Origin of the sequence: Psychrobacter sp. R86515 (genome assembly GCF_042466315.1) — a bacterium.
Taxonomy (GTDB): Bacteria; Pseudomonadota; Gammaproteobacteria; order Pseudomonadales; family Moraxellaceae; genus Psychrobacter.
In genome coordinates this window covers 1-23,149 of sequence record NZ_JAXHCC010000001.1, presented here as the reverse complement: position 1 = coordinate 23,149, position 23,149 = coordinate 1, and the positions used below count along the sequence as shown (strand labels likewise).

The window sequence follows — 23,149 nt, the reverse complement described above, 5'->3', positions numbered from 1 at the left end:
ATTGATCGACTGATACGCATCTACGTATTAGCAAAGGATACACTTGTGACCAAATTAAAGTACATAGCTCATTACTCAGAGCAGGTTCAAACTCAAGCTGCTCAGCTTATAACTGATGGTAGGTTGGGCGAGTATCTGGAAAAAAAGTACCCGACTCAGCATCAAATCCAAAGCGACAAAGCGCTCTATCAGTATATAAATGAGATAAAAACCCAATACATGCGTAAGATTGGTCAGCTGTCAAATGTCAGCTATAGCAGTAAGCTCAAGGTTTTAAAACATGCCCTAGGTATCCATACGACGCAATCGCGCGTACAGGGGAGTAAGCTTAAATCGCACAATAGCATCACGGTAGCTAGCCTATTTAAAGACGCGCCGCCAGAGTTTTTGCGCATGATAGTGGTGCACGAACTTGCCCATTTCAAAGAGCATGAGCATAACAAAGCTTTTTATCAATTATGCTGCCATATGGAGCCTGAGTATCATCAATTTGAGCTAGATACACGCCTGTGGTTACACTGGCGCGAGTTGTAACCCTAATATAGTCAACAACCTTAACAAGGTTCATAATAATGTTAATAACAGCCACATAAATATCGTGTTCTTCTCTGTAGCAATCATCTGAGCCGCTAGGGCGTGTCCTCAATTCAATTGATCATATCTAAACGGGCTAAAAATGGCTAAATTTTGCCAAACATCGTTAAATAGCTGGTTAATATCCCGATATTATCTGCGCTACTTTCCTTGTTTGACTGCAATTTATCTCATTTTTATCACCATTTTTAAAATGAGGACACGCCCTAGAATTACGTTATAATCCTAACCACACACGATATAGTCAATAAAAGGTTGTAAACAATGATTAATACCAAAATATATAAAGCCATTTACACCTTAGCCGAAGAATTGTTAGAAGCGGATCGCAGAGGCAATCAAGAAAAATTTGATTCGTTATATGCTGAACTAAACGCCATTTGTACCGATAATGAAGGCACTGACAAAGACCACCCAGAACAATGGGAAACGCTTGCTGATTTCACAGAAGATTTGGACGCAGCACTAGTGATTTATGACAAAGCATTGGCCAAGGCTACTGCCATTAACTCAAAAGATCATATGTCATCGATTGCTTTTTCTATGGCGGTGCTACAGCTTGAGACAGGCGAAAAAGAAGCTGCTATCCAAAGTCTGCAAAATGCCAAAATCACAGCCAATAAAATTGAAGACAAAGAGTTCAAGGTTGAGATTGATGAGATGCTTACTAAGCTATTGGCAGAGTAGTTTGATTTATAGTCAATCCTCTATAAATTGAGTACGGTGTCAGTCTCGCTTAGCTTGCTACTTGTAGTACTTTCACTCGGCTTCCTTATATTCAAATGATATTGAACCGTCTATAAATAGGGTAATCCGATATGCAAGACATACCTGTGGTAATCGTTGGTGGTGGGTTAAGTGGATTATATGCTGCCTTCTTATTAGAGCAAAAGGGGATAGCGTATAGACTGCTAGAGGCGCGTGTTACCTTGGGTGGTCGCATTGCAGTTGCTAAATATTCAGATGCACATGCTAATAATAACAGTACTGATATCGATCAAGCAGAATCAAGCGCCGCGTTCGACTTGGGACCATCTTGGTTTTGGCCTGATTATCAAACGCAGTTAAGTACGCTTATTGAGTCGTTAAATTTATCACGTTTTACGCAGTTCGAAGAAGGCGATATGATGGATGAGCGCGCTGCCAATCAGCCACCTGTACGTATGCAAGGTTATAAAAGCGCACCACCTTCTATGCGGCTAGTCGGTGGTATGGCCGCGTTGACTGATACGCTATATGCTCGTTTAGATGCCAGTTGTATTATGACCAGTCAAACGGTAAGGCAGTTGAACAAGACGTCTCAACATATCGAAGTACAGAGCGAAGATACTTCTGGACATGTGACGACGTTCCGAGCGCAGAATGTGCTACTGGCGTTACCGCCTCGATTGGTAGAAGGCAGAATAGGGTTCCAGCCAACGCTACCGCAAGACTTAAGTGGACAGTGGCGCGAGACAGCTACTTGGATGGCTCCCCATGCCAAATACGTCGCTGTTTATGAATCACCATTTTGGCGAGATGCTGGTCTCTCGGGTGCTGCGCGCAGTGCGATAGGGCCGCTTACTGAGATACATGATACCTCTACGCTAGAGGGCGATGGGGCATTGTTTGGTTTCTTTGACGTTCCTGCTCAAGTACGTCAGAGCGTTTCTGATACGGTGCTAAAAGAACATTGCCGTGCGCAGTTAGTGCGACTATTTGGTGATCAGGCAAGTACTCCAAAAGCTGAATATTTCAAAGACTGGGCACAGGATCCATTAATAGCGATGCCTGCTGATGCTAGCGGCAACGGTCAGCATGCAGTAGCCCCGCCATCCAAACCAAAAACAGGCGTGTGGCAAGACTGTCTAACAGGTTGTGGTAGTGAGTGGTCGGCGCAGTTCCCTGGTTATGTCGCTGGGGCAGTTGATGCAGCAACCGTCGCTGTACAAAGCCTACCTACTGACATTTTGCGCCAGTAGCTATTAGGGTGCCATTGTAAGCTATTATAAAAGCCATCCAACATGACTAAGAAAATTCGTCATCCAATAGGATAGTCGATGAATGACTCGCTCAAACAAACCAGTATTCACAAAACCACTTGGCTGTTGCCTTTCGTTTGTCTACTGGCAGGTGGCGCACTCACTGGTATCTCGACCAATGTGGCAAAGTACGCTATCGATGTCGGTCTCACCCCATTAGGGTTTTTGTTTTGGTCGATTACTGGCGCTGCTGTTATTTTATTTATAACAGCGCTCATCAGAAAAGAACTCCCTCCTCTTAATGCGCGCAGCTTAGAGTATTACTTTGTCGCGGCGCTTGTCAGTGTCGCGGCCGCCAACTTACTATTATTTTCTGCTATTCCTCATGTGGGCGCAGGTTTCGTTGCCCTAATCCTCTCATTACCGCCACTGCTAACTTATCTTGGCGCGCTGATACTACGTATAGAGCAATTTTATATTGTCCGTGCGCTTGGAGTCATCGCAGCACTCATCGGGGCAGGAGCATTAGCCGTGCATAAATTATCTGCGCCAAATTCTAGTGTGTTTTGGATTTTAATCACACTTTGTGGGCCAGTGCTACTCGCTATTGGCAATATATATCGGACATTACGCTGGCCCGATAATGCGTCTTCTAGCGCACTCGCTCCAGGTATGTTGATTGCGGCAGCGCTGCTGCTAGGGTTATTTAGTATGATGTTAGATTTCTCTGTTGCTGTACCTTTGGATTTAGAGAATTGGCTACCGCTAAGCATGATAGCTATACAAGCATGCGTATTTGCTGGACAGTTTTTACTGTTATTTTTATTGCAAAAGACAGGTGGACCCGTGTTACTAAGTTTGTTAGGTGCAGTAGGAGCCATTGTTGGCGTGCCTGTCGCTATTTTTTTGCAAGGGGAGAGTCCTCCAGAAGGTTTATTTTTAGGTGCGACTTTAATTGCTATTGGCGTGGCATTAGTCACATGGGGCGGCGTAAAAATATCAAAAGTAAAAGAAGAAGTCTCATAAATGTGTATAGGTGATAGCACTAAACTATAGAGTTGTTAAAGCCGTTACTTCCTAGTGAACATTTATTACCTCGCTAGGATTATCAATACCTGCTATGACTCAATAATTGGTTACGATTAACTTAAATCACTTTTTGTGGATACGACAAAAAAGGAGTATAAGTATCGGGGTTATCGTTGTCATGGACTCAGGCTATGAATGCAGCCACGCGTTATCGATTATTAAATAATTTTACGATTCTCATTAGTGTCATCGGGGTAGCGATTGCCTTGTTAGATAGTGGTTTTACACTACCGACGTGGCTCCAACAAGTATTCCATATTTTCTATTTGGTCATCATCTTTCTCAGCTTTATGGTGACCGCTGGTCGTTACATCTATACCAAAAAGCCATTAACCTTCAATAAAGTCGCCGTCTTTGACACACTGACCAGCATCGCGATTATCATTCTATTGACCGCACATTTCACAGACCTAGTGCGCTCGGGATTGTCCGCCGCCGTTGATGGCTTTGTCGCGATAAAGATAGCGGTGTTTGTCACCTTCGTCCGCGAACTCTCCGATCATAATTTTAATCTCAATCGTACCTTTCTACATCCTGCCCAGTTTTTTATTCTAAGCTTTTTAGTCGTGGTGCTGGTTGGTGCATTGCTATTGATGATGCCCAATGCGACAACGCAGCCATTATCTTTTATTGATGCACTCTTTACCGCGACCAGTGCGGTTTGTGTGACGGGGCTTATCGTCGTGGATACTGCCACCTATTTTACGACTTTTGGCCAAGTCATTATTATGGGGCTGATACAAATTGGTGGCTTAGGTATTTTGACCTTTGTGACCTATTTTAGTTATTTCTTTAAGGGCGGTGTCAGCTATGAGACGCAAGCAAGCATCAGCGAGATGTCTTATATGCGCGGTATGGGTGATGTGGTGTCGACACTTAAGTCTATCTTATACGTCACATTTGCGGTCGAGGCGGTAGCGGCTGCACTGATCTATATCAGTATTTATGACATACCCAATATGGATTGGTCTGAGCAGTTATTTTTTTCAGTCTTTCATGCGATTTCTGCTTTTTGTAATGCTGGGTTCTCTACCTTTAGTGCTGGCTTGTACGATGATTCGCTACGTTTTAATTATTCGCTACAGCTGATTCTGGCGATGACATTTATCTTCGGTGGTATGGGGTTTACCATCGTGGTCAATGTGCTTAGGTATTTACGTTATCGTGCTCAGCGGCTGATAAATCGTCACGACCAACGCTACATCTATCAGCCTTGGTTACTTAATATCAATAGCCGTATTACTTTGATTACTACAGGTGCATTACTGCTGGTCGGTCTTATTGGGGTGATGATCTTTGAATACAATAATGTGCTCGCTGACCATACCAGTTTTCTTGGGAAGCTGGTAACAGGGTTTTTTACTGCGGCTACCCCGCGTACGGCAGGGTTTAATGTGATTGATATGGGTGAGCTTACGTTTCCAACGGTGATGCTGACGATATTTTTGATGTGGATCGGTGCTTCGCCAAACTCTACAGGTGGGGGTATCAAGACCAGTACCTTTGCGATTGCGCTATTGAATACATTAAGCCTAGCTCGTGGTCAGACCAAGATAGAGGTGTTTAAACGAGAGATTGCGGAGATTTCCGTTCGCCGCGCATTTTCTATTATGTGGCTGTCGCTACTGGTCATCGGTACGGGCGTGACTCTCATCAGCTATGATCAGCCAGAGCTTGATTTGATTAAAGTGGTGTTTGAGTGCTTCTCAGCGTATAGCACGGTGGGCCTAAGCTTAAACCTGACAGCAGACTTATCAGATTTTAGTAAAATAGTGGTTTCGGTCATTATGTTCGTTGGCCGCGTCAGTATGCTGACGATATTTATCGCACTGCTTAAAAATATGCGGCAACGTAATTATCGTTATCCTACGGAAGAGATTACGATTAACTAATTCGTAAAAAATAGACCGTTTCTTTCTTGAAGATAGCGAAAAATATTAAAAAGGTTGTTTAAGTTATGAAGTACATCATCGTAGGGCTAGGAAATTTTGGGGCATCATTGGGGTCGGCATTGACCAGTCAAGGGCATGAAGTGATTGCTATTGATAGTAGTATGCAACGGGTGGAAGCGTATAAAGAAGTGATTTCGCATACGCTGTGTATGGATGCCACGGACGAGTATACGGTTAGCGGTCTACCAATCGTTGATACCGATATTGTCATCGTGGCGATTGGTGAAGATCAAGGTGCCAATGTCATGGCAACAGCGCTATTTAAGACGTTAAAAGCAAAGCGTCTGATCAGCCGTAGTATCAATCCGCTACACGAAAAAGTCCTACAAGCCATCGGCGTGGATGATTTGATTCACCCTGAAAAAGAGGCGGCCAATCGCTGGGCCAAGCGTCTGTCACTACGTTATTTTGTCGATTCGTTTGAATTGAGCGATAACTTCAGCATGGTAGAGATTAAGATTCCAAATGTGTTGATCGGTAAGACTGTTGACGACTTACAGTTAGAGCAAAAGTTCAATATCCGATTGCTTAGTACGTTGCGCTATGAGTATTATGAAGACAGTTTTGGTCGTACGCAGAGCAAGCCTAGCATTCAAGGTTTGGCGACGCCTGAGCAAGCATTGCAAGAGCGCGATGTACTAGTGATTTATGGCGCCAACAAACATATCAATCAGTTCCTACGTAGTGTGGGTGTGAAAATCAAATAGCAGCTTGTCATCGCAGTGATACCGGAAGGTATAGGGAAATGATTATGAATAAGCGAAGTATATCTGTCCTACTGATCGCTATAATGGCACTACTGTCAGGTTGTGATCAATCAGCGCAAGACCCGAACGTTCTTTTGTCTGAGCATCAAAAAGACCCGATTAAAGAATTGGCAATTACCTCAGATGTGGATCACAGTCAGTTTGGTTACAAGCAAACCTTTTATGTACCGATTTATTCTGATATCTATACCGATAGAGACGCTCGCAAAGTGCTGCTATCGGCCACGCTGAGTGTACGTAACACTACGCTCAAAAAGTCACTGTATATCAATAAAATTGATTATTATGATACAGATGGAGCATTGGTCAAATCATATCTAGATAAGCCTATCGAGCTACCAGCGATGGCGACGCTCAACTATATCGTCGAAAAAGAAGAGGATAAAGGCGGTTCTGGTGCCAACTTTATCATCGAAGTAGAGGGTGTGGATGAAACGGTTAAACCAGTTATCGAGGCGGTCATGATCGGTAACTTTAGCAATAAAGGATTTGCCTTTAGTACAGAAGGCACGCCCGTAATACATTGAGATATGTATCGTCATTACGTAGGTTAGAGCATTAAAAGAGCACTGTAGTATAGGCGGAAGTAGTTTCTACTTTTACTTTGCTATCTAGCGATGCTCGTATACATGTATTAAGCGAATCAACATGGACAGTTCAATTCAAGGAAGAGTTATGTCTGCAACCAAAGAAGAAATCAGCGCCTTTATGGCATTGGAGTTTCCCCAAACCAAATGTGTCGTCGAGACGGTCAACGAAAATGGCGCGACCTTATCGCACGAGATTGGCATAAATGAGCTGCGTCCCGGTGGCACAGTCTCGGGACCTGTCATGATGGCCGTCGCTGATGTCGCTATCTATGTGGCGATACTCGGAAGAATCGGTATTGTCCCGTTAACGGTGACGACGAGTTTGACCATCAACTTCTTGCGTAAGCCATCAGCAAATGCGCGTATTATCGCCGAATGTACCTTGATGAAAGTAGGGCGCACGTTGATAGTAGGCGAGGTATCTCTTTATTCAGAAGGCTCTGATGACATCGTGGCTCACGTAGTTGGCACGTATTCGGTGCCGCCTAAAGACCCCTAGATATTGTATAACGTCGTTGAGTAAAAACGTTGCTAATACTATCTATATGTCATAGATACTTTTTCATATAGCTGAAAATTCAAAGGGCAGTCAATAATGAGCAAGTTGTTTGTGATACAGGGCTGCCGTATTGTCGCTATTAGATTTAATTGTTTTATGGCTTTATGAAACAAGATACTAGCCCAATACGAAAAATATAGCATATAAGTATTTCTTGAATATGGATATTAACTAATAAGATCAATAATTTGAGAATACTTTAGGAAAAAATAGATGAACGGTTGATAACATGGTTCCGTCTTACTAGTGTCCATGCTCAAAAACAGGTAGCATGAAGTATATATAACATCATAGTTAATTTAGATGAGTGTTATTTAGCAAGCTAGTATGGCAATGCCAAACACGAAAGCCATCAATGTATAAATAGCCTTTTATAGAATGGCTAAATCATCGAAGAATTTTGCTGATACTGACAGTAGATTATAGAAAATATACATTTCAGCTTTTTGAAAAAACACCATTCAATGTTATTACGGCATTAAATCAGTGAAGTAAAAAAGTAGGCCAGCAATTTGAACGACGAGTTGTAGTAGCAAATAAAATACGACCATAATATTAATAAATGAGCACTATGCTATTTTAATCTCTCTTCTCTCTCAAAAGATACTCCATACATACATCGCTTTTTGGCATATAAACCTGCCTAATACAAACATATCTAAATCTATACTATTCAAATTGAAAAATAGACGATAAGAAATAAAAGGTAAGAATATGAACACTATCATGATTAAAACCAATAATGCGACTCAAACCGTAGCCGAAGTGGCAGTTGTCACTAAAGATGGAAAACCAACCATCATCCAAGCTATGGAGAAAGTCAATTACGAGTTCCATGATATGGTGATCGGTTCGAGCGCCCAATCATATTATTACCAAACGCATCAAAAATGATCTGCACGTCTCATTTGAAGAAAACGGCAAAGACAGTGACTTAATTATAGAAGGTTTTTATGACAGCGCAGACAGTGCCTTAGTCGGTATTGCAGAAGATGGCGACTATTACTACTACATTCCAGATACGGGTGAAACCTACGATTATGTGACCCAACTGGAAGTCGGTGATGTAGAAGGACAGGCGTTAGGCGGTGAAGAATATGTGGCGGCGGCAATACCTTGGTGGGTACCTGTTGCTGCAGGACTTGGATTGGCAGGTTTGATTGCGGGTATCAGTGGCAGTGGTAGTGATGATCGTCCTGAACCTGCGCCCATCGTCAGTCTCAGTGGTGTTAAAAGTTTAAGTGAAGCTACGGCAACGAATGACGCAAACACTGCGATATATAGCGTTACCCTAGATAAAGCCAGCGATGTTGATACCAGTGTGACAGTCACCATTACGCCTGGTTCTGCCAATGGCGGTGACTATACGGCACCAACGACGCAAACCATCACGATTCCAGCAGGGCAAACCTCTGTTAATTTTAGCATACCAATTGTAAATGATAACGTCTACGAAGGCGCTCAAAGCTTTATGGTTGCTATAACCAGCGTCAGTGCGGGTAAGGCCACTATCGACCCTGTTAAAAACGTTGTTACTACAACTGTTTATGATGATGGCACCATTGACGGAACAACACCAGTTGACCCTAATGACCCAACAGTGGGTGATGACACGCCAATTGTAAGCATCAAAGGTACAGTAAACCTAAGCGAAACAGCTGCTGATGGTAGTGTTAATAGCGCAACGTATACTGTGAGCTTAAGCAATCCAAGCGCAGTTGATACGACTATCAGCTATATTATTAGCGATGGCAGTACAGAAGGTAGCGATGACTACGTCGCACCAACTATAAAGACTGTCACGATTCCTGCTGGGCAGACCTCTGTTGATTTCAGCTTACCAATGGTAGATGACAGTATTTACGAAGGTGCCGAGGACTTTACGGTCACTATCACTGGTACCACTGCTGGTACAGCTAACATTAGTGCGGATAATGACAGTGTCACCACGACTATTTATGACAATGGAACCACTGATGGCACCACACCGGTTAATCCTGCTGACCCAACAGTAGGGAATGATATCCCCGTGGTCAGCATTGCGGCAACCGACGCGCAAGCGATTGAAGGGGTAGACAACACCCTCATCTTTAGCGTGACTCAGACCAACCTTAGCAACCTTGATACTACTGTTAACGTGAGCTTAGGGGCGGCCAACACCGTCGAAGCTGCTGACATTGCTAGCATCAGCTATACCAATGCCACAGGGGTGGTGGTCAGCTTAACCACCGCTACTCAGATTCAAGACTTCTTAGCCAACGGCGCGAGCGTCACCATCCCAGCTGGAGAAACGGCTGCGCCAGTGATTACTGTGACCATCGCCGACGATGTGGTGTATGAGCAATCAGAAGATCTTGTGCTTGAGATTGGCAGCCCAGTGAATGCCACCATTGGCACGAATAGTGCGACTGGTGTCATCCTTGATGAATCAAACGACCCTGCCAATCCAGGTAGCAACACGGAGGGTGACAAACCCGTCGTCAGCGTCTCTGATGCCACTACTGACGAAGGTGGTGATTTGGTTCACACCGTGACCTTGTCAAACCCAACCGAGGTAGCGGTCAGCTATCCTTTTGCCATCACCGATGGTAGTGCAACGACAGCAACTGGCGACTATAGTAATGCCCCAGTCTTTAGTGATGGGGTTGTTTTAAACACGGATGGCAGTATCACTATCCCAGCAGGAGTGACCAACTTTACCGTCAGCTATCCGGCCTTAAATGATGACTTAGATGAGCTGAATGAGACCACCACATTAACCATCGGTACCGGCGTCGGCACAGGTACGATTACAGACACGGATGTGGCGCCTATCATCAGTATCAGCGCGACCGATGCCACCGGCATTGAAGGCGTCACGGATGACACCATCGTCTTTAGTATCGATCAAGCCGGTCTGAGTGACCGTGCCACCAGTGTGATTGCTACCCTGAACTTGACCGACGCAGAAGCGGCGGACATTGACAGCATCTTGCTGACCAATGCTGATGGCAGCACCCAAACCATTAGTGTGGCGGATGCGATTGCAGGGGTCACCGTGTCCATTCCAGCAGGCACCTTGCTTGCTGACATGCCAAGCTTTAGCATCACCCCCGCGCAAGATGCGATATACGAGATATCAGAAACCATTGGCATGAGCCTATCGAGCCCAGTCAATGCCGCTCTTGGCACCGCCACGGCGAGCGCTGAGATCTTAGATGAAGACGGTGGCGCCATTGACGCCCCCGTGGTCAGCATTGCGGCAACCGACGCGCAAGCGATTGAAGGGGTAGACAACACCCTCATCTTTAGCGTGACTCAGACCAACCTTAGCAACCTTGATACTACTGTTAACGTGAGCTTAGGGGCGGCCAACACCGTCGAAGCTGCTGACATTGCTAGCATCAGCTATACCAATGCCACAGGGGTGGTGGTCAGCTTAACCACCGCTACTCAGATTCAAGACTTCTTAGCCAACGGCGCGAGCGTCACCATCCCAGCTGGAGAAACGGCTGCGCCAGTGATTACTGTGACCATCGCCGACGATGTGGTGTATGAGCAATCAGAAGATCTTGTGCTTGAGATTGGCAGCCCAGTGAATGCCACCATTGGCACGAATAGTGCGACTGGTGTCATCCTTGATGAATCAAACGACCCTGCCAATCCAGGTAGCAACACGGAGGGTGACAAACCCGTCGTCAGCGTCTCTGATGCCACTACTGACGAAGGTGGTGATTTGGTTCACACCGTGACCTTGTCAAACCCAACCGAGGTAGCGGTCAGCTATCCTTTTGCCATCACCGATGGTAGTGCAACGACAGCAACTGGCGACTATAGTAATGCCCCAGTCTTTAGTGATGGGGTTGTTTTAAACACGGATGGCAGTATCACTATCCCAGCAGGAGTGACCAACTTTACCGTCAGCTATCCGGCCTTAAATGATGACTTAGATGAGCTGAATGAGACCACCACATTAACCATCGGTACCGGCGTCGGCACAGGTACGATTACAGACACGGATGTGGCGCCTATCATCAGTATCAGCGCGACCGATGCCACCGGCATTGAAGGCGTCACGGATGACACCATCGTCTTTAGTATCGATCAAGCCGGTCTGAGTGACCGTGCCACCAGTGTGATTGCTACCCTGAACTTGACCGACGCAGAAGCGGCGGACATTGACAGCATCTTGCTGACCAATGCTGATGGCAGCACCCAAACCATTAGTGTGGCGGATGCGATTGCAGGGGTCACCGTGTCCATTCCAGCAGGCACCTTGCTTGCTGACATGCCAAGCTTTAGCATCACCCCCGCGCAAGATGCGATATACGAGATATCAGAAACCATTGGCATGAGCCTATCGAGCCCAGTCAATGCCGCTCTTGGCACCGCCACGGCGAGCGCTGAGATCTTAGATGAAGACGGTGGCGCCATTGACGCCCCCGTGGTCAGCATTGCGGCAACCGACGCGCAAGCGATTGAAGGGGTAGACAACACCCTCATCTTTAGCGTGACTCAGACCAACCTTAGCAACCTTGATACTACTGTTAACGTGAGCTTAGGGGCGGCCAACACCGTCGAAGCTGCTGACATTGCTAGCATCAGCTATACCAATGCCACAGGGGTGGTGGTCACGTTGGATAACCTGACTGACATCCAAGCCTTCCTGACAAATGGTGCCACGGTCACCATACCTGCAGGCAGCACGAGTGCACCTGCGATTACGGTCACTGTGATTGATGATGTGGTGTATGAGCGCTCAGAAGACTTGGTTCTTAATATTGCCATACCGACAAGCAGCCCAACGGCCGCCACGGTTGGTACAGGCAGTACCACCGGCGTCATACTAGATGAAGACCAACGCGTCAACACCAACAACCTGAATAACCCAGATGATGTTACTGATGAAGTCGATGGTGACAAACCCGTCGTCAGCGTCTCTGATGCCACTACTGACGAAGGTGGTGATTTGGTTCACACCGTGACCTTGTCAAACCCAACCGAGGTAGCGGTCAGCTATCCTTTTGCCATCACCGATGGTAGTGCAACGACAGCAACTGGCGACTATAGCAATGCCCCAGTCTTTAGTGATGGGGTTGTTTTAAACACGGATGGCAGTATCACTATCCCAGCAGGAGTGACCAACTTTACCGTCAGCTATCCGGCCTTAAATGATGACTTAGATGAGCTGAATGAGACCACCACATTAACCATCGGTACCGGCGTCGGCACAGGTACGATTACAGACACGGATGTGGCGCCTATCATCAGTATCAGCGCGACCGATGCCACCGGCATTGAAGGCGTCACGGATGACACCATCGTCTTTAGTATCGATCAAGCCGGTCTGAGTGACCGTGCCACCAGTGTGATTGCTACCCTGAACTTGACCGACGCAGAAGCGGCGGACATTGACAGCATCTTGCTGACCAATGCTGATGGCAGCACCCAAACCATTAGTGTGGCGGATGCGATTGCAGGGGTCACCGTGTCCATTCCAGCAGGCACCTTGCTTGCTGACATGCCAAGCTTTAGCATCACCCCCGCGCAAGATGCGATATACGAGATATCAGAAACCATTGGCATGAGCCTATCGAGCCCAGTCAATGCCGCTCTTGGCACCGCCACGGCGAGCGCTGAGATCTTAGATGAAGACGGTGGCGCCATTGACGCCCCCGTGGTCAGCATTGCGGCAACCGACGCGCAAGCGATTGAAGGGGTAGACAACACCCTCATCTTTAGCGTGACTCAGACCAACCTTAGCAACCTTGATACTACTGTTAACGTGAGCTTAGGGGCGGCCAACACCGTCGAAGCTGCTGACATTGCTAGCATCAGCTATACCAATGCCACAGGGGTGGTGGTCAGCTTAACCACCGCTACTCAGATTCAAGACTTCTTAGCCAACGGCGCGAGCGTCACCATCCCAGCTGGAGAAACGGCTGCGCCAGTGATTACTGTGACCATCGCCGACGATGTGGTGTATGAGCAATCAGAAGATCTTGTGCTTGAGATTGGCAGCCCAGTGAATGCCACCATTGGCACGAATAGTGCGACTGGTGTCATCCTTGATGAATCAAACGACCCTGCCAATCCAGGTAGCAACACGGAGGGTGACAAACCCGTCGTCAGCGTCTCTGATGCCACTACTGACGAAGGTGGTGATTTGGTTCACACCGTGACCTTGTCAAACCCAACCGAGGTAGCGGTCAGCTATCCTTTTGCCATCACCGATGGTAGTGCAACGACAGCAACTGGCGACTATAGCAATGCCCCAGTCTTTAGTGATGGGGTTGTTTTAAACACGGATGGCAGTATCACTATCCCAGCAGGAGTGACCAACTTTACCGTCAGCTATCCGGCCTTAAATGATGACTTAGATGAGCTGAATGAGACCACCACATTAACCATCGGTACCGGCGTCGGCACAGGTACGATTACAGACACGGATGTGGCGCCTATCATCAGTATCAGCGCGACCGATGCCACCGGCATTGAAGGCGTCACGGATGACACCATCGTCTTTAGTATCGATCAAGCCGGTCTGAGTGACCGTGCCACCAGTGTGATTGCTACCCTGAACTTGACCGACGCAGAAGCGGCGGACATTGACAGCATCTTGCTGACCAATGCTGATGGCAGCACCCAAACCATTAGTGTGGCGGATGCGATTGCAGGGGTCACCGTGTCCATTCCAGCAGGCACCTTGCTTGCTGACATGCCAAGCTTTAGCATCACCCCCGCGCAAGATGCGATATACGAGATATCAGAAACCATTGGCATGAGCCTATCGAGCCCAGTCAATGCCGCTCTTGGCACCGCCACGGCGAGCGCTGAGATCTTAGATGAAGACGGTGGCGCCATTGACGCCCCCGTGGTCAGCATTGCGGCAACCGACGCGCAAGCGATTGAAGGGGTAGACAACACCCTCATCTTTAGCGTGACTCAGACCAACCTTAGCAACCTTGATACTACTGTTAACGTGAGCTTAGGGGCGGCCAACACCGTCGAAGCTGCTGACATTGCTAGCATCAGCTATACCAATGCCACAGGGGTGGTGGTCACGTTGGATAACCTGACTGACATCCAAGCCTTCCTGACAAATGGTGCCACGGTCACCATACCTGCAGGCAGCACGAGTGCACCTGCGATTACGGTCACTGTGATTGATGATGTGGTGTATGAGCGCTCAGAAGACTTGGTTCTTAATATTGCCATACCGACAAGCAGCCCAACGGCCGCCACGGTTGGTACAGGCAGTACCACCGGCGTCATACTAGATGAAGACCAACGCGTCAACACCAACAACCTGAATAACCCAGATGATGTTACTGATGAAGTCGATGGTGACAAACCCGTCGTCAGCGTCTCTGATGCCACTACTGACGAAGGTGGTGATTTGGTTCACACCGTGACCTTGTCAAACCCAACCGAGGTAGCGGTCAGCTATCCTTTTGCCATCACCGATGGTAGTGCAACGACAGCAACTGGCGACTATAGCAATGCCCCAGTCTTTAGTGATGGGGTTGTTTTAAACACGGATGGCAGTATCACTATCCCAGCAGGAGTGACCAACTTTACCGTCAGCTATCCGGCCTTAAATGATGACTTAGATGAGCTGAATGAGACCACCACATTAACCATCGGTACCGGCGTCGGCACAGGTACGATTACAGACACGGATGTGGCGCCTATCATCAGTATCAGCGCGACCGATGCCACCGGCATTGAAGGCGTCACGGATGACACCATCGTCTTTAGTATCGATCAAGCCGGTCTGAGTGACCGTGCCACCAGTGTGATTGCTACCCTGAACTTGACCGACGCAGAAGCGGCGGACATTGACAGCATCTTGCTGACCAATGCTGATGGCAGCACCCAAACCATTAGTGTGGCGGATGCGATTGCAGGGGTCACCGTGTCCATTCCAGCAGGCACCTTGCTTGCTGACATGCCAAGCTTTAGCATCACCCCCGCGCAAGATGCGATATACGAGATATCAGAAACCATTGGCATGAGCCTATCGAGCCCAGTCAATGCCGCTCTTGGCACCGCCACGGCGAGCGCTGAGATCTTAGATGAAGACGGTGGCGCCATTGACGCCCCCGTGGTCAGCATTGCGGCAACCGACGCGCAAGCGATTGAAGGGGTAGACAACACCCTCATCTTTAGCGTGACTCAGACCAACCTTAGCAACCTTGATACTACTGTTAACGTGAGCTTAGGGGCGGCCAACACCGTCGAAGCTGCTGACATTGCTAGCATCAGCTATACCAATGCCACAGGGGTGGTGGTCACGTTGGATAACCTGACTGACATCCAAGCCTTCCTGACAAATGGTGCCACGGTCACCATACCTGCAGGCAGCACGAGTGCACCTGCGATTACGGTCACTGTGATTGATGATGTGGTGTATGAGCGCTCAGAAGACTTGGTTCTTAATATTGCCATACCGACAAGCAGCCCAACGGCCGCCACGGTTGGTACAGGCAGTGCCACCGGCGTCATACTAGATGAAGACCAACGCGTCAACACCAACAACCTGAATAACCCAGATGATGTTACTGATGAAGTCGATGGTGACAAACCCGTCGTCAGCGTCTCTGATGCCACTACTGACGAAGGTGGTGATTTGGTTCACACCGTGACCTTGTCAAACCCAACCGAGGTAGCGGTCAGCTATCCTTTTGCCATCACCGATGGTAGTGCAACGACAGCAACTGGCGACTATAGCAATGCCCCAGTCTTTAGTGATGGGGTTGTTTTAAACACGGATGGCAGTATCACTATCCCAGCAGGAGTGACCAACTTTACCGTCAGCTATCCGGCCTTAAATGATGACTTAGATGAGCTGAATGAGACCACCACATTAACCATCGGTACCGGCGTCGGCACAGGTACGATTACAGACACGGATGTGGCGCCTATCATCAGTATCAGCGCGACCGATGCCACCGGCATTGAAGGCGTCACGGATGACACCATCGTCTTTAGTATCGATCAAGCCGGTCTGAGTGACCGTGCCACCAGTGTGATTGCTACCCTGAACTTGACCGACGCAGAAGCGGCGGACATTGACAGCATCTTGCTGACCAATGCTGATGGCAGCACCCAAACCATTAGTGTGGCGGATGCGATTGCAGGGGTCACCGTGTCCATTCCAGCAGGCACCTTGCTTGCTGACATGCCAAGCTTTAGCATCACCCCCGCGCAAGATGCGATATACGAGATATCAGAAACCATTGGCATGAGCCTATCGAGCCCAGTCAATGCCGCTCTTGGCACCGCCACGGCGAGCGCTGAGATCTTAGATGAAGACGGTGGCGCCATTGACGCCCCCGTGGTCAGCATTGCGGCAACCGACGCGCAAGCGATTGAAGGGGTAGACAACACCCTCATCTTTAGCGTGACTCAGACCAACCTTAGCAACCTTGATACTACTGTTAACGTGAGCTTAGGGGCGGCCAACACCGTCGAAGCTGCTGACATTGCTAGCATCAGCTATACCAATGCCACAGGGGTGGTGGTCACGTTGGATAACCTGACTGACATCCAAGCCTTCCTGACAAATGGTGCCACGGTCACCATACCTGCAGGCAGCACGAGTGCACCTGCGATTACGGTCACTGTGATTGATGATGTGGTGTATGAGCGCTCAGAAGACTTGGTTCTGAATATTGCCATACCGACAAGCAGCCCAACGGCCGCCACGGTTGGCACAGGCAGTGCCACCGGCGTCATACTAGATGAAGACCAACGCGTCAACACCAACAACCTGAATAACCCAGATGATGTTACTGATGAAGTCGATGGTGACAAACCCGTCGTCAGCGTCTCTGATGCCACTACTGACGAAGGTGGTGATTTGGTTCACACCGTGACCTTGTCAAACCCAACCGAGGTAGCGGTCAGCTATCCTTTTGCCATCACCGATGGTAGTGCAACGACAGCAACTGGCGACTATAGCAATGCCCCAGTCTTTAGTGATGGGGTTGTTTTAAACACGGATGGCAGTATCACTATCCCAGCAGGAGTGACCAACTTTACCGTCAGCTATCCGGCCTTAAATGATGACTTAGATGAGCTGAATGAGACCACCACATTAACCATCGGTACCGGCGTCGGCACAGGTACGATTACAGACACGGATGTGGCGCCTATCATCAGTATCAGCGCGACCGATGCCACCGGCATTGAAGGCGTCACGGATGACACCATCGTCTTTAGTATCGATCAAGCCGGTCTGAGTGACCGTGCCACCAGTGTGATTGCTACCCTGAACTTGACCGACGCAGAAGCGGCGGACATTGACAGCATCTTGCTGACCAATGCTGATGGCAGCACCCAAACCATTAGTGTGGCGGATGCGATTGCAGGGGTCACCGTGTCCATTCCAGCAGGCACCTTGCTTGCTGACATGCCAAGCTTTAGCATCACCCCCGCGCAAGATGCGATATACGAGATATCAGAAACCATTGGCATGAGCCTATCGAGCCCAGTCAATGCCGCTCTTGGCACCGCCACGGCGAGCGCTGAGATCTTAGATGAAGACGGTGGCGCCATTGACGCCCCCGTGGTCAGCATTGCGGCAACCGACGCGCAAGCGATTGAAGGGGTAGACAACACCCTCATCTTTAGCGTGACTCAGACCAACCTTAGCAACCTTGATACTACTGTTAACGTGAGCTTAGGGGCGGCCAACACCGTCGAAGCTGCTGACATTGCTAGCATCAGCTATACCAATGCCACAGGGGTGGTGGTCAGCTTAACCACCGCTACTCAGATTCAAGACTTCTTAGCCAACGGCGCGAGCGTCACCATCCCAGCTGGAGAAACGGCTGCGCCAGTGATTACTGTGACCATCGCCGACGATGTGGTGTATGAGCAATCAGAAGATCTTGTGCTTGAGATTGGCAGCCCAGTGAATGCCACCATTGGCACGAATAGTGCGACTGGTGTCATCCTTGATGAATCAAACGACCCTGCCAATCCAGGTAGCAACACGGAGGGTGACAAACCCGTCGTCAGCGTCTCTGATGCCACTACTGACGAAGGTGGTGATTTGGTTCACACCGTGACCTTGTCAAACCCAACCGAGGTAGCGGTCAGCTATCCTTTTGCCATCACCGATGGTAGTGCAACGACAGCAACTGGCGACTATAGCAATGCCCCAGTCTTTAGTGATGGGGTTGTTTTAAACACGGATGGCAGTATCACTATCCCAGCAGGAGTGACCAACTTTACCGTCAGCTATCCGGCCTTAAATGATGACTTAGATGAGCTGAATGAGACCACCACATTAACCATCGGTACCGGCGTCGGCACAGGTACGATTACAGACACGGATGTGGCGCCTATCATCAGTATCAGCGCGACCGATGCCACCGGCATTGAAGGCGTCACGGATGACACCATCGTCTTTAGTATCGATCAAGCCGGTCTGAGTGACCGTGCCACCAGTGTGATTGCTACCCTGAACTTGACCGACGCAGAAGCGGCGGACATTGACAGCATCTTGCTGACCAATGCTGATGGCAGCACCCAAACCATTAGTGTGGCGGATGCGATTGCAGGGGTCACCGTGTCCATTCCAGCAGGCACCTTGCTTGCTGACATGCCAAGCTTTAGCATCACCCCCGCGCAAGATGCGATATACGAGATATCAGAAACCATTGGCATGAGCCTATCGAGCCCAGTCAATGCCGCTCTTGGCACCGCCACGGCGAGCGCTGAGATCTTAGATGAAGACGGTGGCGCCATTGACGCCCCCGTGGTCAGCATTGCGGCAACCGACGCGCAAGCGATTGAAGGGGTAGACAACACCCTCATCTTTAGCGTGACTCAGACCAACCTTAGCAACCTTGATACTACTGTTAACGTGAGCTTAGGGGCGGCCAACACCGTCGAAGCTGCTGACATTGCTAGCATCAGCTATACCAATGCCACAGGGGTGGTGGTCACGTTGGATAACCTGACTGACATCCAAGCCTTCCTGACAAATGGTGCCACGGTCACCATACCTGCAGGCAGCACGAGTGCACCTGCGATTACGGTCACTGTGATTGATGATGTGGTGTATGAGCGCTCAGAAGACTTGGTTCTTAATATTGCCATACCGACAAGCAGCCCAACGGCCGCCACGGTTGGTACAGGCAGTACCACCGGCGTCATACTAGATGAAGACCAACGCGTCAACACCAACAACCTGAATAACCCAGATGATGTTACTGATGAAGTCGATGGTGACAAACCCGTCGTCAGCGTCTCTGATGCCACTACTGACGAAGGTGGTGATTTGGTTCACACCGTGACCTTGTCAAACCCAACCGAGGTAGCGGTCAGCTATCCTTTTGCCATCACCGATGGTAGTGCAACGACAGCAACTGGCGACTATAGCAATGCCCCAGTCTTTAGTGATGGGGTTGTTTTAAACACGGATGGCAGTATCACTATCCCAGCAGGAGTGACCAACTTTACCGTCAGCTATCCGGCCTTAAATGATGACTTAGATGAGCTGAATGAGACCACCACATTAACCATCGGTACCGGCGTCGGCACAGGTACGATTACAGACACGGATGTGGCGCCTATCATCAGTATCAGCGCGACCGATGCCACCGGCATTGAAGGCGTCACGGATGACACCATCGTCTTTAGTATCGATCAAGCCGGTCTGAGTGACCGTGCCACCAGTGTGATTGCTACCCTGAACTTGACCGACGCAGAAGCGGCGGACATTGACAGCATCTTGCTGACCAATGCTGATGGCAGCACCCAAACCATTAGTGTGGCGGATGCGATTGCAGGGGTCACCGTGTCCATTCCAGCAGGCACCTTGCTTGCTGACATGCCAAGCTTTAGCATCACCCCCGCGCAAGATGCGATATACGAGATATCAGAAACCATTGGCATGAGCCTATCGAGCCCAGTCAATGCCGCTCTTGGCACCGCCACGGCGAGCGCTGAGATCTTAGATGAAGACGGTGGCGCCATTGACGCCCCCGTGGTCAGCATTGCGGCAACCGACGCGCAAGCGATTGAAGGGGTAGACAACACCCTCATCTTTAGCGTGACTCAGACCAACCTTAGCAACCTTGATACTACTGTTAACGTGAGCTTAGGGGCGGCCAACACCGTCGAAGCTGCTGACATTGCTAGCATCAGCTATACCAATGCCACAGGGGTGGTGGTCACGTTGGATAACCTGACTGACATCCAAGCCTTCCTGACAAATGGTGCCACGGTCACCATACCTGCAGGCAGCACGAGTGCACCTGCGATTACGGTCACTGTGATTGATGATGTGGTGTATGAGCGCTCAGAAGACTTGGTTCTTAATATTGCCATACCGACAAGCAGCCCAACGGCCGCCACGGTTGGTACAGGCAGTACCACCGGCGTCATACTAGATGAAGACCAACGCGTCAACACCAACAACCTGAATAACCCAGATGATGTTACTGATGAAGTCGATGGTGACAAACCCGTCGTCAGCGTCTCTGATGCCACTACTGACGAAGGTGGTGATTTGGTTCACACCGTGACCTTGTCAAACCCAACCGAGGTAGCGGTCAGCTATCCTTTTGCCATCACCGATGGTAGTGCAACGACAGCAACTGGCGACTATAGCAATGCCCCAGTCTTTAGTGATGGGGTTGTTTTAAACACGGATGGCAGTATCACTATCCCAGCAGGAGTGACCAACTTTACCGTCAGCTATCCGGCCTTAAATGATGACTTAGATGAGCTGAATGAGACCACCACATTAACCATCGGTACCGGCGTCGGCACAGGTACGATTACAGACACGGATGTGGCGCCTATCATCAGTATCAGCGCGACCGATGCCACCGGCATTGAAGGCGTCACGGATGACACCATCGTCTTTAGTATCGATCAAGCCGGTCTGAGTGACCGTGCCACCAGTGTGATTGCTACCCTGAACTTGACCGACGCAGAAGCGGCGGACATTGACAGCATCTTGCTGACCAATGCTGATGGCAGCACCCAAACCATTAGTGTGGCGGATGCGATTGCAGGGGTCACCGTGTCCATTCCAGCAGGCACCTTGCTTGCTGACATGCCAAGCTTTAGCATCACCCCCGCGCAAGATGCGATATACGAGATATCAGAAACCATTGGCATGAGCCTATCGAGCCCAGTCAATGCCGCTCTTGGCACCGCCACGGCGAGCGCTGAGATCTTAGATGAAGACGGTGGCGCCATTGACGCCCCCGTGGTCAGCATTGCGGCAACCGACGCGCAAGCGATTGAAGGGGTAGACAACACCCTCATCTTTAGCGTGACTCAGACCAACCTTAGCAACCTTGATACTACTGTTAACGTGAGCTTAGGGGCGGCCAACACCGTCGAAGCTGCTGACATTGCTAGCATCAGCTATACCAATGCCACAGGGGTGGTGGTCACGTTGGATAACCTGACTGACATCCAAGCCTTCCTGACAAATGGTGCCACGGTCACCATACCTGCAGGCAGCACGAGTGCACCTGCGATTACGGTCACTGTGATTGATGATGTGGTGTATGAGCGCTCAGAAGACTTGGTTCTTAATATTGCCATACCGACAAGCAGCCCAACGGCCGCCACGGTTGGTACAGGCAGTGCCACCGGCGTCATACTAGATGAAGACCAACGCGTCAACACCAACAACCTGAATAACCCAGATGATGTTACTGATGAAGTCGATGGTGACAAACCCGTCGTCAGCGTCTCTGATGCCACTACTGACGAAGGTGGTGATTTGGTTCACACCGTGACCTTGTCAAACCCAACCGAGGTAGCGGTCAGCTATCCTTTTGCCATCACCGATGGTAGTGCAACGACAGCAACTGGCGACTATAGCAATGCCCCAGTCTTTAGTGATGGGGTTGTTTTAAACACGGATGGCAGTATCACTATCCCAGCAGGAGTGACCAACTTTACCGTCAGCTATCCGGCCTTAAATGATGACTTAGATGAGCTGAATGAGACCACCACATTAACCATCGGTACCGGCGTCGGCACAGGTACGATTACAGACACGGATGTGGCGCCTATCATCAGTATCAGCGCGACCGATGCCACCGGCATTGAAGGCGTCACGGATGACACCATCGTCTTTAGTATCGATCAAGCCGGTCTGAGTGACCGTGCCACCAGTGTGATTGCTACCCTGAACTTGACCGACGCAGAAGCGGCGGACATTGACAGCATCTTGCTGACCAATGCTGATGGCAGCACCCAAACCATTAGTGTGGCGGATGCGATTGCAGGGGTCACCGTGTCCATTCCAGCAGGCACCTTGCTTGCTGACATGCCAAGCTTTAGCATCACCCCCGCGCAAGATGCGATATACGAGATATCAGAAACCATTGGCATGAGCCTATCGAGCCCAGTCAATGCCGCTCTTGGCACCGCCACGGCGAGCGCTGAGATCTTAGATGAAGACGGTGGCGCCATTGACGCCCCCGTGGTCAGCATTGCGGCAACCGACGCGCAAGCGATTGAAGGGGTAGACAACACCCTCATCTTTAGCGTGACTCAGACCAACCTTAGCAACCTTGATACTACTGTTAACGTGAGCTTAGGGGCGGCCAACACCGTCGAAGCTGCTGACATTGCTAGCATCAGCTATACCAATGCCACAGGGGTGGTGGTC

At 49.3% G+C, this 23,149-nt stretch carries 10 protein-coding genes; all 10 read left to right on the top strand.

Going from position 1 to position 23,149, the window contains the following annotated elements; genetic code table 11:
* Positions 1-45: 45 nt before the first annotated feature.
* On the top strand, positions 46-534 hold the full coding sequence (locus SJY28_RS00050) for a M48 family metallopeptidase (RefSeq protein ID WP_379542997.1): 489 nt from the start codon (positions 46-48) through the stop codon (positions 532-534).
* Positions 535-858: 324 nt separating this feature from the next.
* Positions 859-1,281 (top strand): tetratricopeptide repeat protein, encoded by a 423-nt coding sequence (locus tag SJY28_RS00045; protein ID WP_238051768.1) that lies wholly within the window; start codon positions 859-861, stop codon positions 1,279-1,281.
* A gap of 131 nt (positions 1,282-1,412) precedes the next feature.
* Positions 1,413-2,555, top strand: a complete 1,143-nt coding sequence (locus SJY28_RS00040; protein WP_379542996.1) for a flavin monoamine oxidase family protein — start codon at positions 1,413-1,415, stop codon at positions 2,553-2,555.
* 78 nt (positions 2,556-2,633) lie between these two features.
* The gene (locus SJY28_RS00035) at positions 2,634-3,581 is read left to right on the top strand and encodes a DMT family transporter (protein ID WP_379542995.1); all 948 of its coding nucleotides are present in this window, start codon (positions 2,634-2,636) and stop codon (positions 3,579-3,581) included.
* 194 nt (positions 3,582-3,775) lie between these two features.
* Positions 3,776-5,536 (top strand): TrkH family potassium uptake protein, encoded by a 1,761-nt coding sequence (locus SJY28_RS00030; RefSeq protein WP_379542994.1) that lies wholly within the window; start codon positions 3,776-3,778, stop codon positions 5,534-5,536.
* A 65-nt stretch (positions 5,537-5,601) separates the two neighbouring features.
* On the top strand, positions 5,602-6,303 hold the full coding sequence (locus tag SJY28_RS00025) for an NAD-binding protein (RefSeq protein ID WP_379542993.1): 702 nt from the start codon (positions 5,602-5,604) through the stop codon (positions 6,301-6,303).
* Positions 6,304-6,347: 44 nt separating this feature from the next.
* On the top strand, positions 6,348-6,890 hold the full coding sequence (locus tag SJY28_RS00020) for a DUF3124 domain-containing protein (protein ID WP_160022207.1): 543 nt from the start codon (positions 6,348-6,350) through the stop codon (positions 6,888-6,890).
* A 148-nt stretch (positions 6,891-7,038) separates the two neighbouring features.
* Positions 7,039-7,452 carry a PaaI family thioesterase gene (locus tag SJY28_RS00015; RefSeq protein WP_379542992.1) on the top strand — a complete coding sequence of 138 codons (414 nt, stop codon included), beginning with the start codon at positions 7,039-7,041 and terminating at the stop codon, positions 7,450-7,452.
* Between the two features lie 774 nt (positions 7,453-8,226).
* Positions 8,227-8,406 carry a hypothetical protein gene (locus SJY28_RS00010; protein ID WP_379542991.1) on the top strand — a complete coding sequence of 60 codons (180 nt, stop codon included), beginning with the start codon at positions 8,227-8,229 and terminating at the stop codon, positions 8,404-8,406.
* 148 nt (positions 8,407-8,554) lie between these two features.
* On the top strand, positions 8,555-23,149 hold a 14,595-nt coding region (locus tag SJY28_RS00005), incomplete at its 3' end, for a Calx-beta domain-containing protein (protein WP_379542990.1).

Excerpts from the sequence above, each read along its gene's own strand:
- SJY28_RS00045 (WP_238051768.1), top strand. The coding sequence starts at position 859 with ATGATTAATACCAAAATATATAAAGCCATTTACACCTTAGCCGAAGAA.
- SJY28_RS00040 (WP_379542996.1), top strand. The coding sequence starts at position 1,413 with ATGCAAGACATACCTGTGGTAATCGTTGGTGGTGGGTTAAGTGGATTA.
- SJY28_RS00035 (WP_379542995.1), top strand. The coding sequence starts at position 2,634 with ATGAATGACTCGCTCAAACAAACCAGTATTCACAAAACCACTTGGCTG.
- SJY28_RS00030 (WP_379542994.1), top strand. The coding sequence starts at position 3,776 with ATGAATGCAGCCACGCGTTATCGATTATTAAATAATTTTACGATTCTC.
- SJY28_RS00025 (WP_379542993.1), top strand. The coding sequence starts at position 5,602 with ATGAAGTACATCATCGTAGGGCTAGGAAATTTTGGGGCATCATTGGGG.
- SJY28_RS00020 (WP_160022207.1), top strand. The coding sequence starts at position 6,348 with ATGAATAAGCGAAGTATATCTGTCCTACTGATCGCTATAATGGCACTA.
- SJY28_RS00015 (WP_379542992.1), top strand. The coding sequence starts at position 7,039 with ATGTCTGCAACCAAAGAAGAAATCAGCGCCTTTATGGCATTGGAGTTT.
- SJY28_RS00010 (WP_379542991.1), top strand. The coding sequence starts at position 8,227 with ATGAACACTATCATGATTAAAACCAATAATGCGACTCAAACCGTAGCC.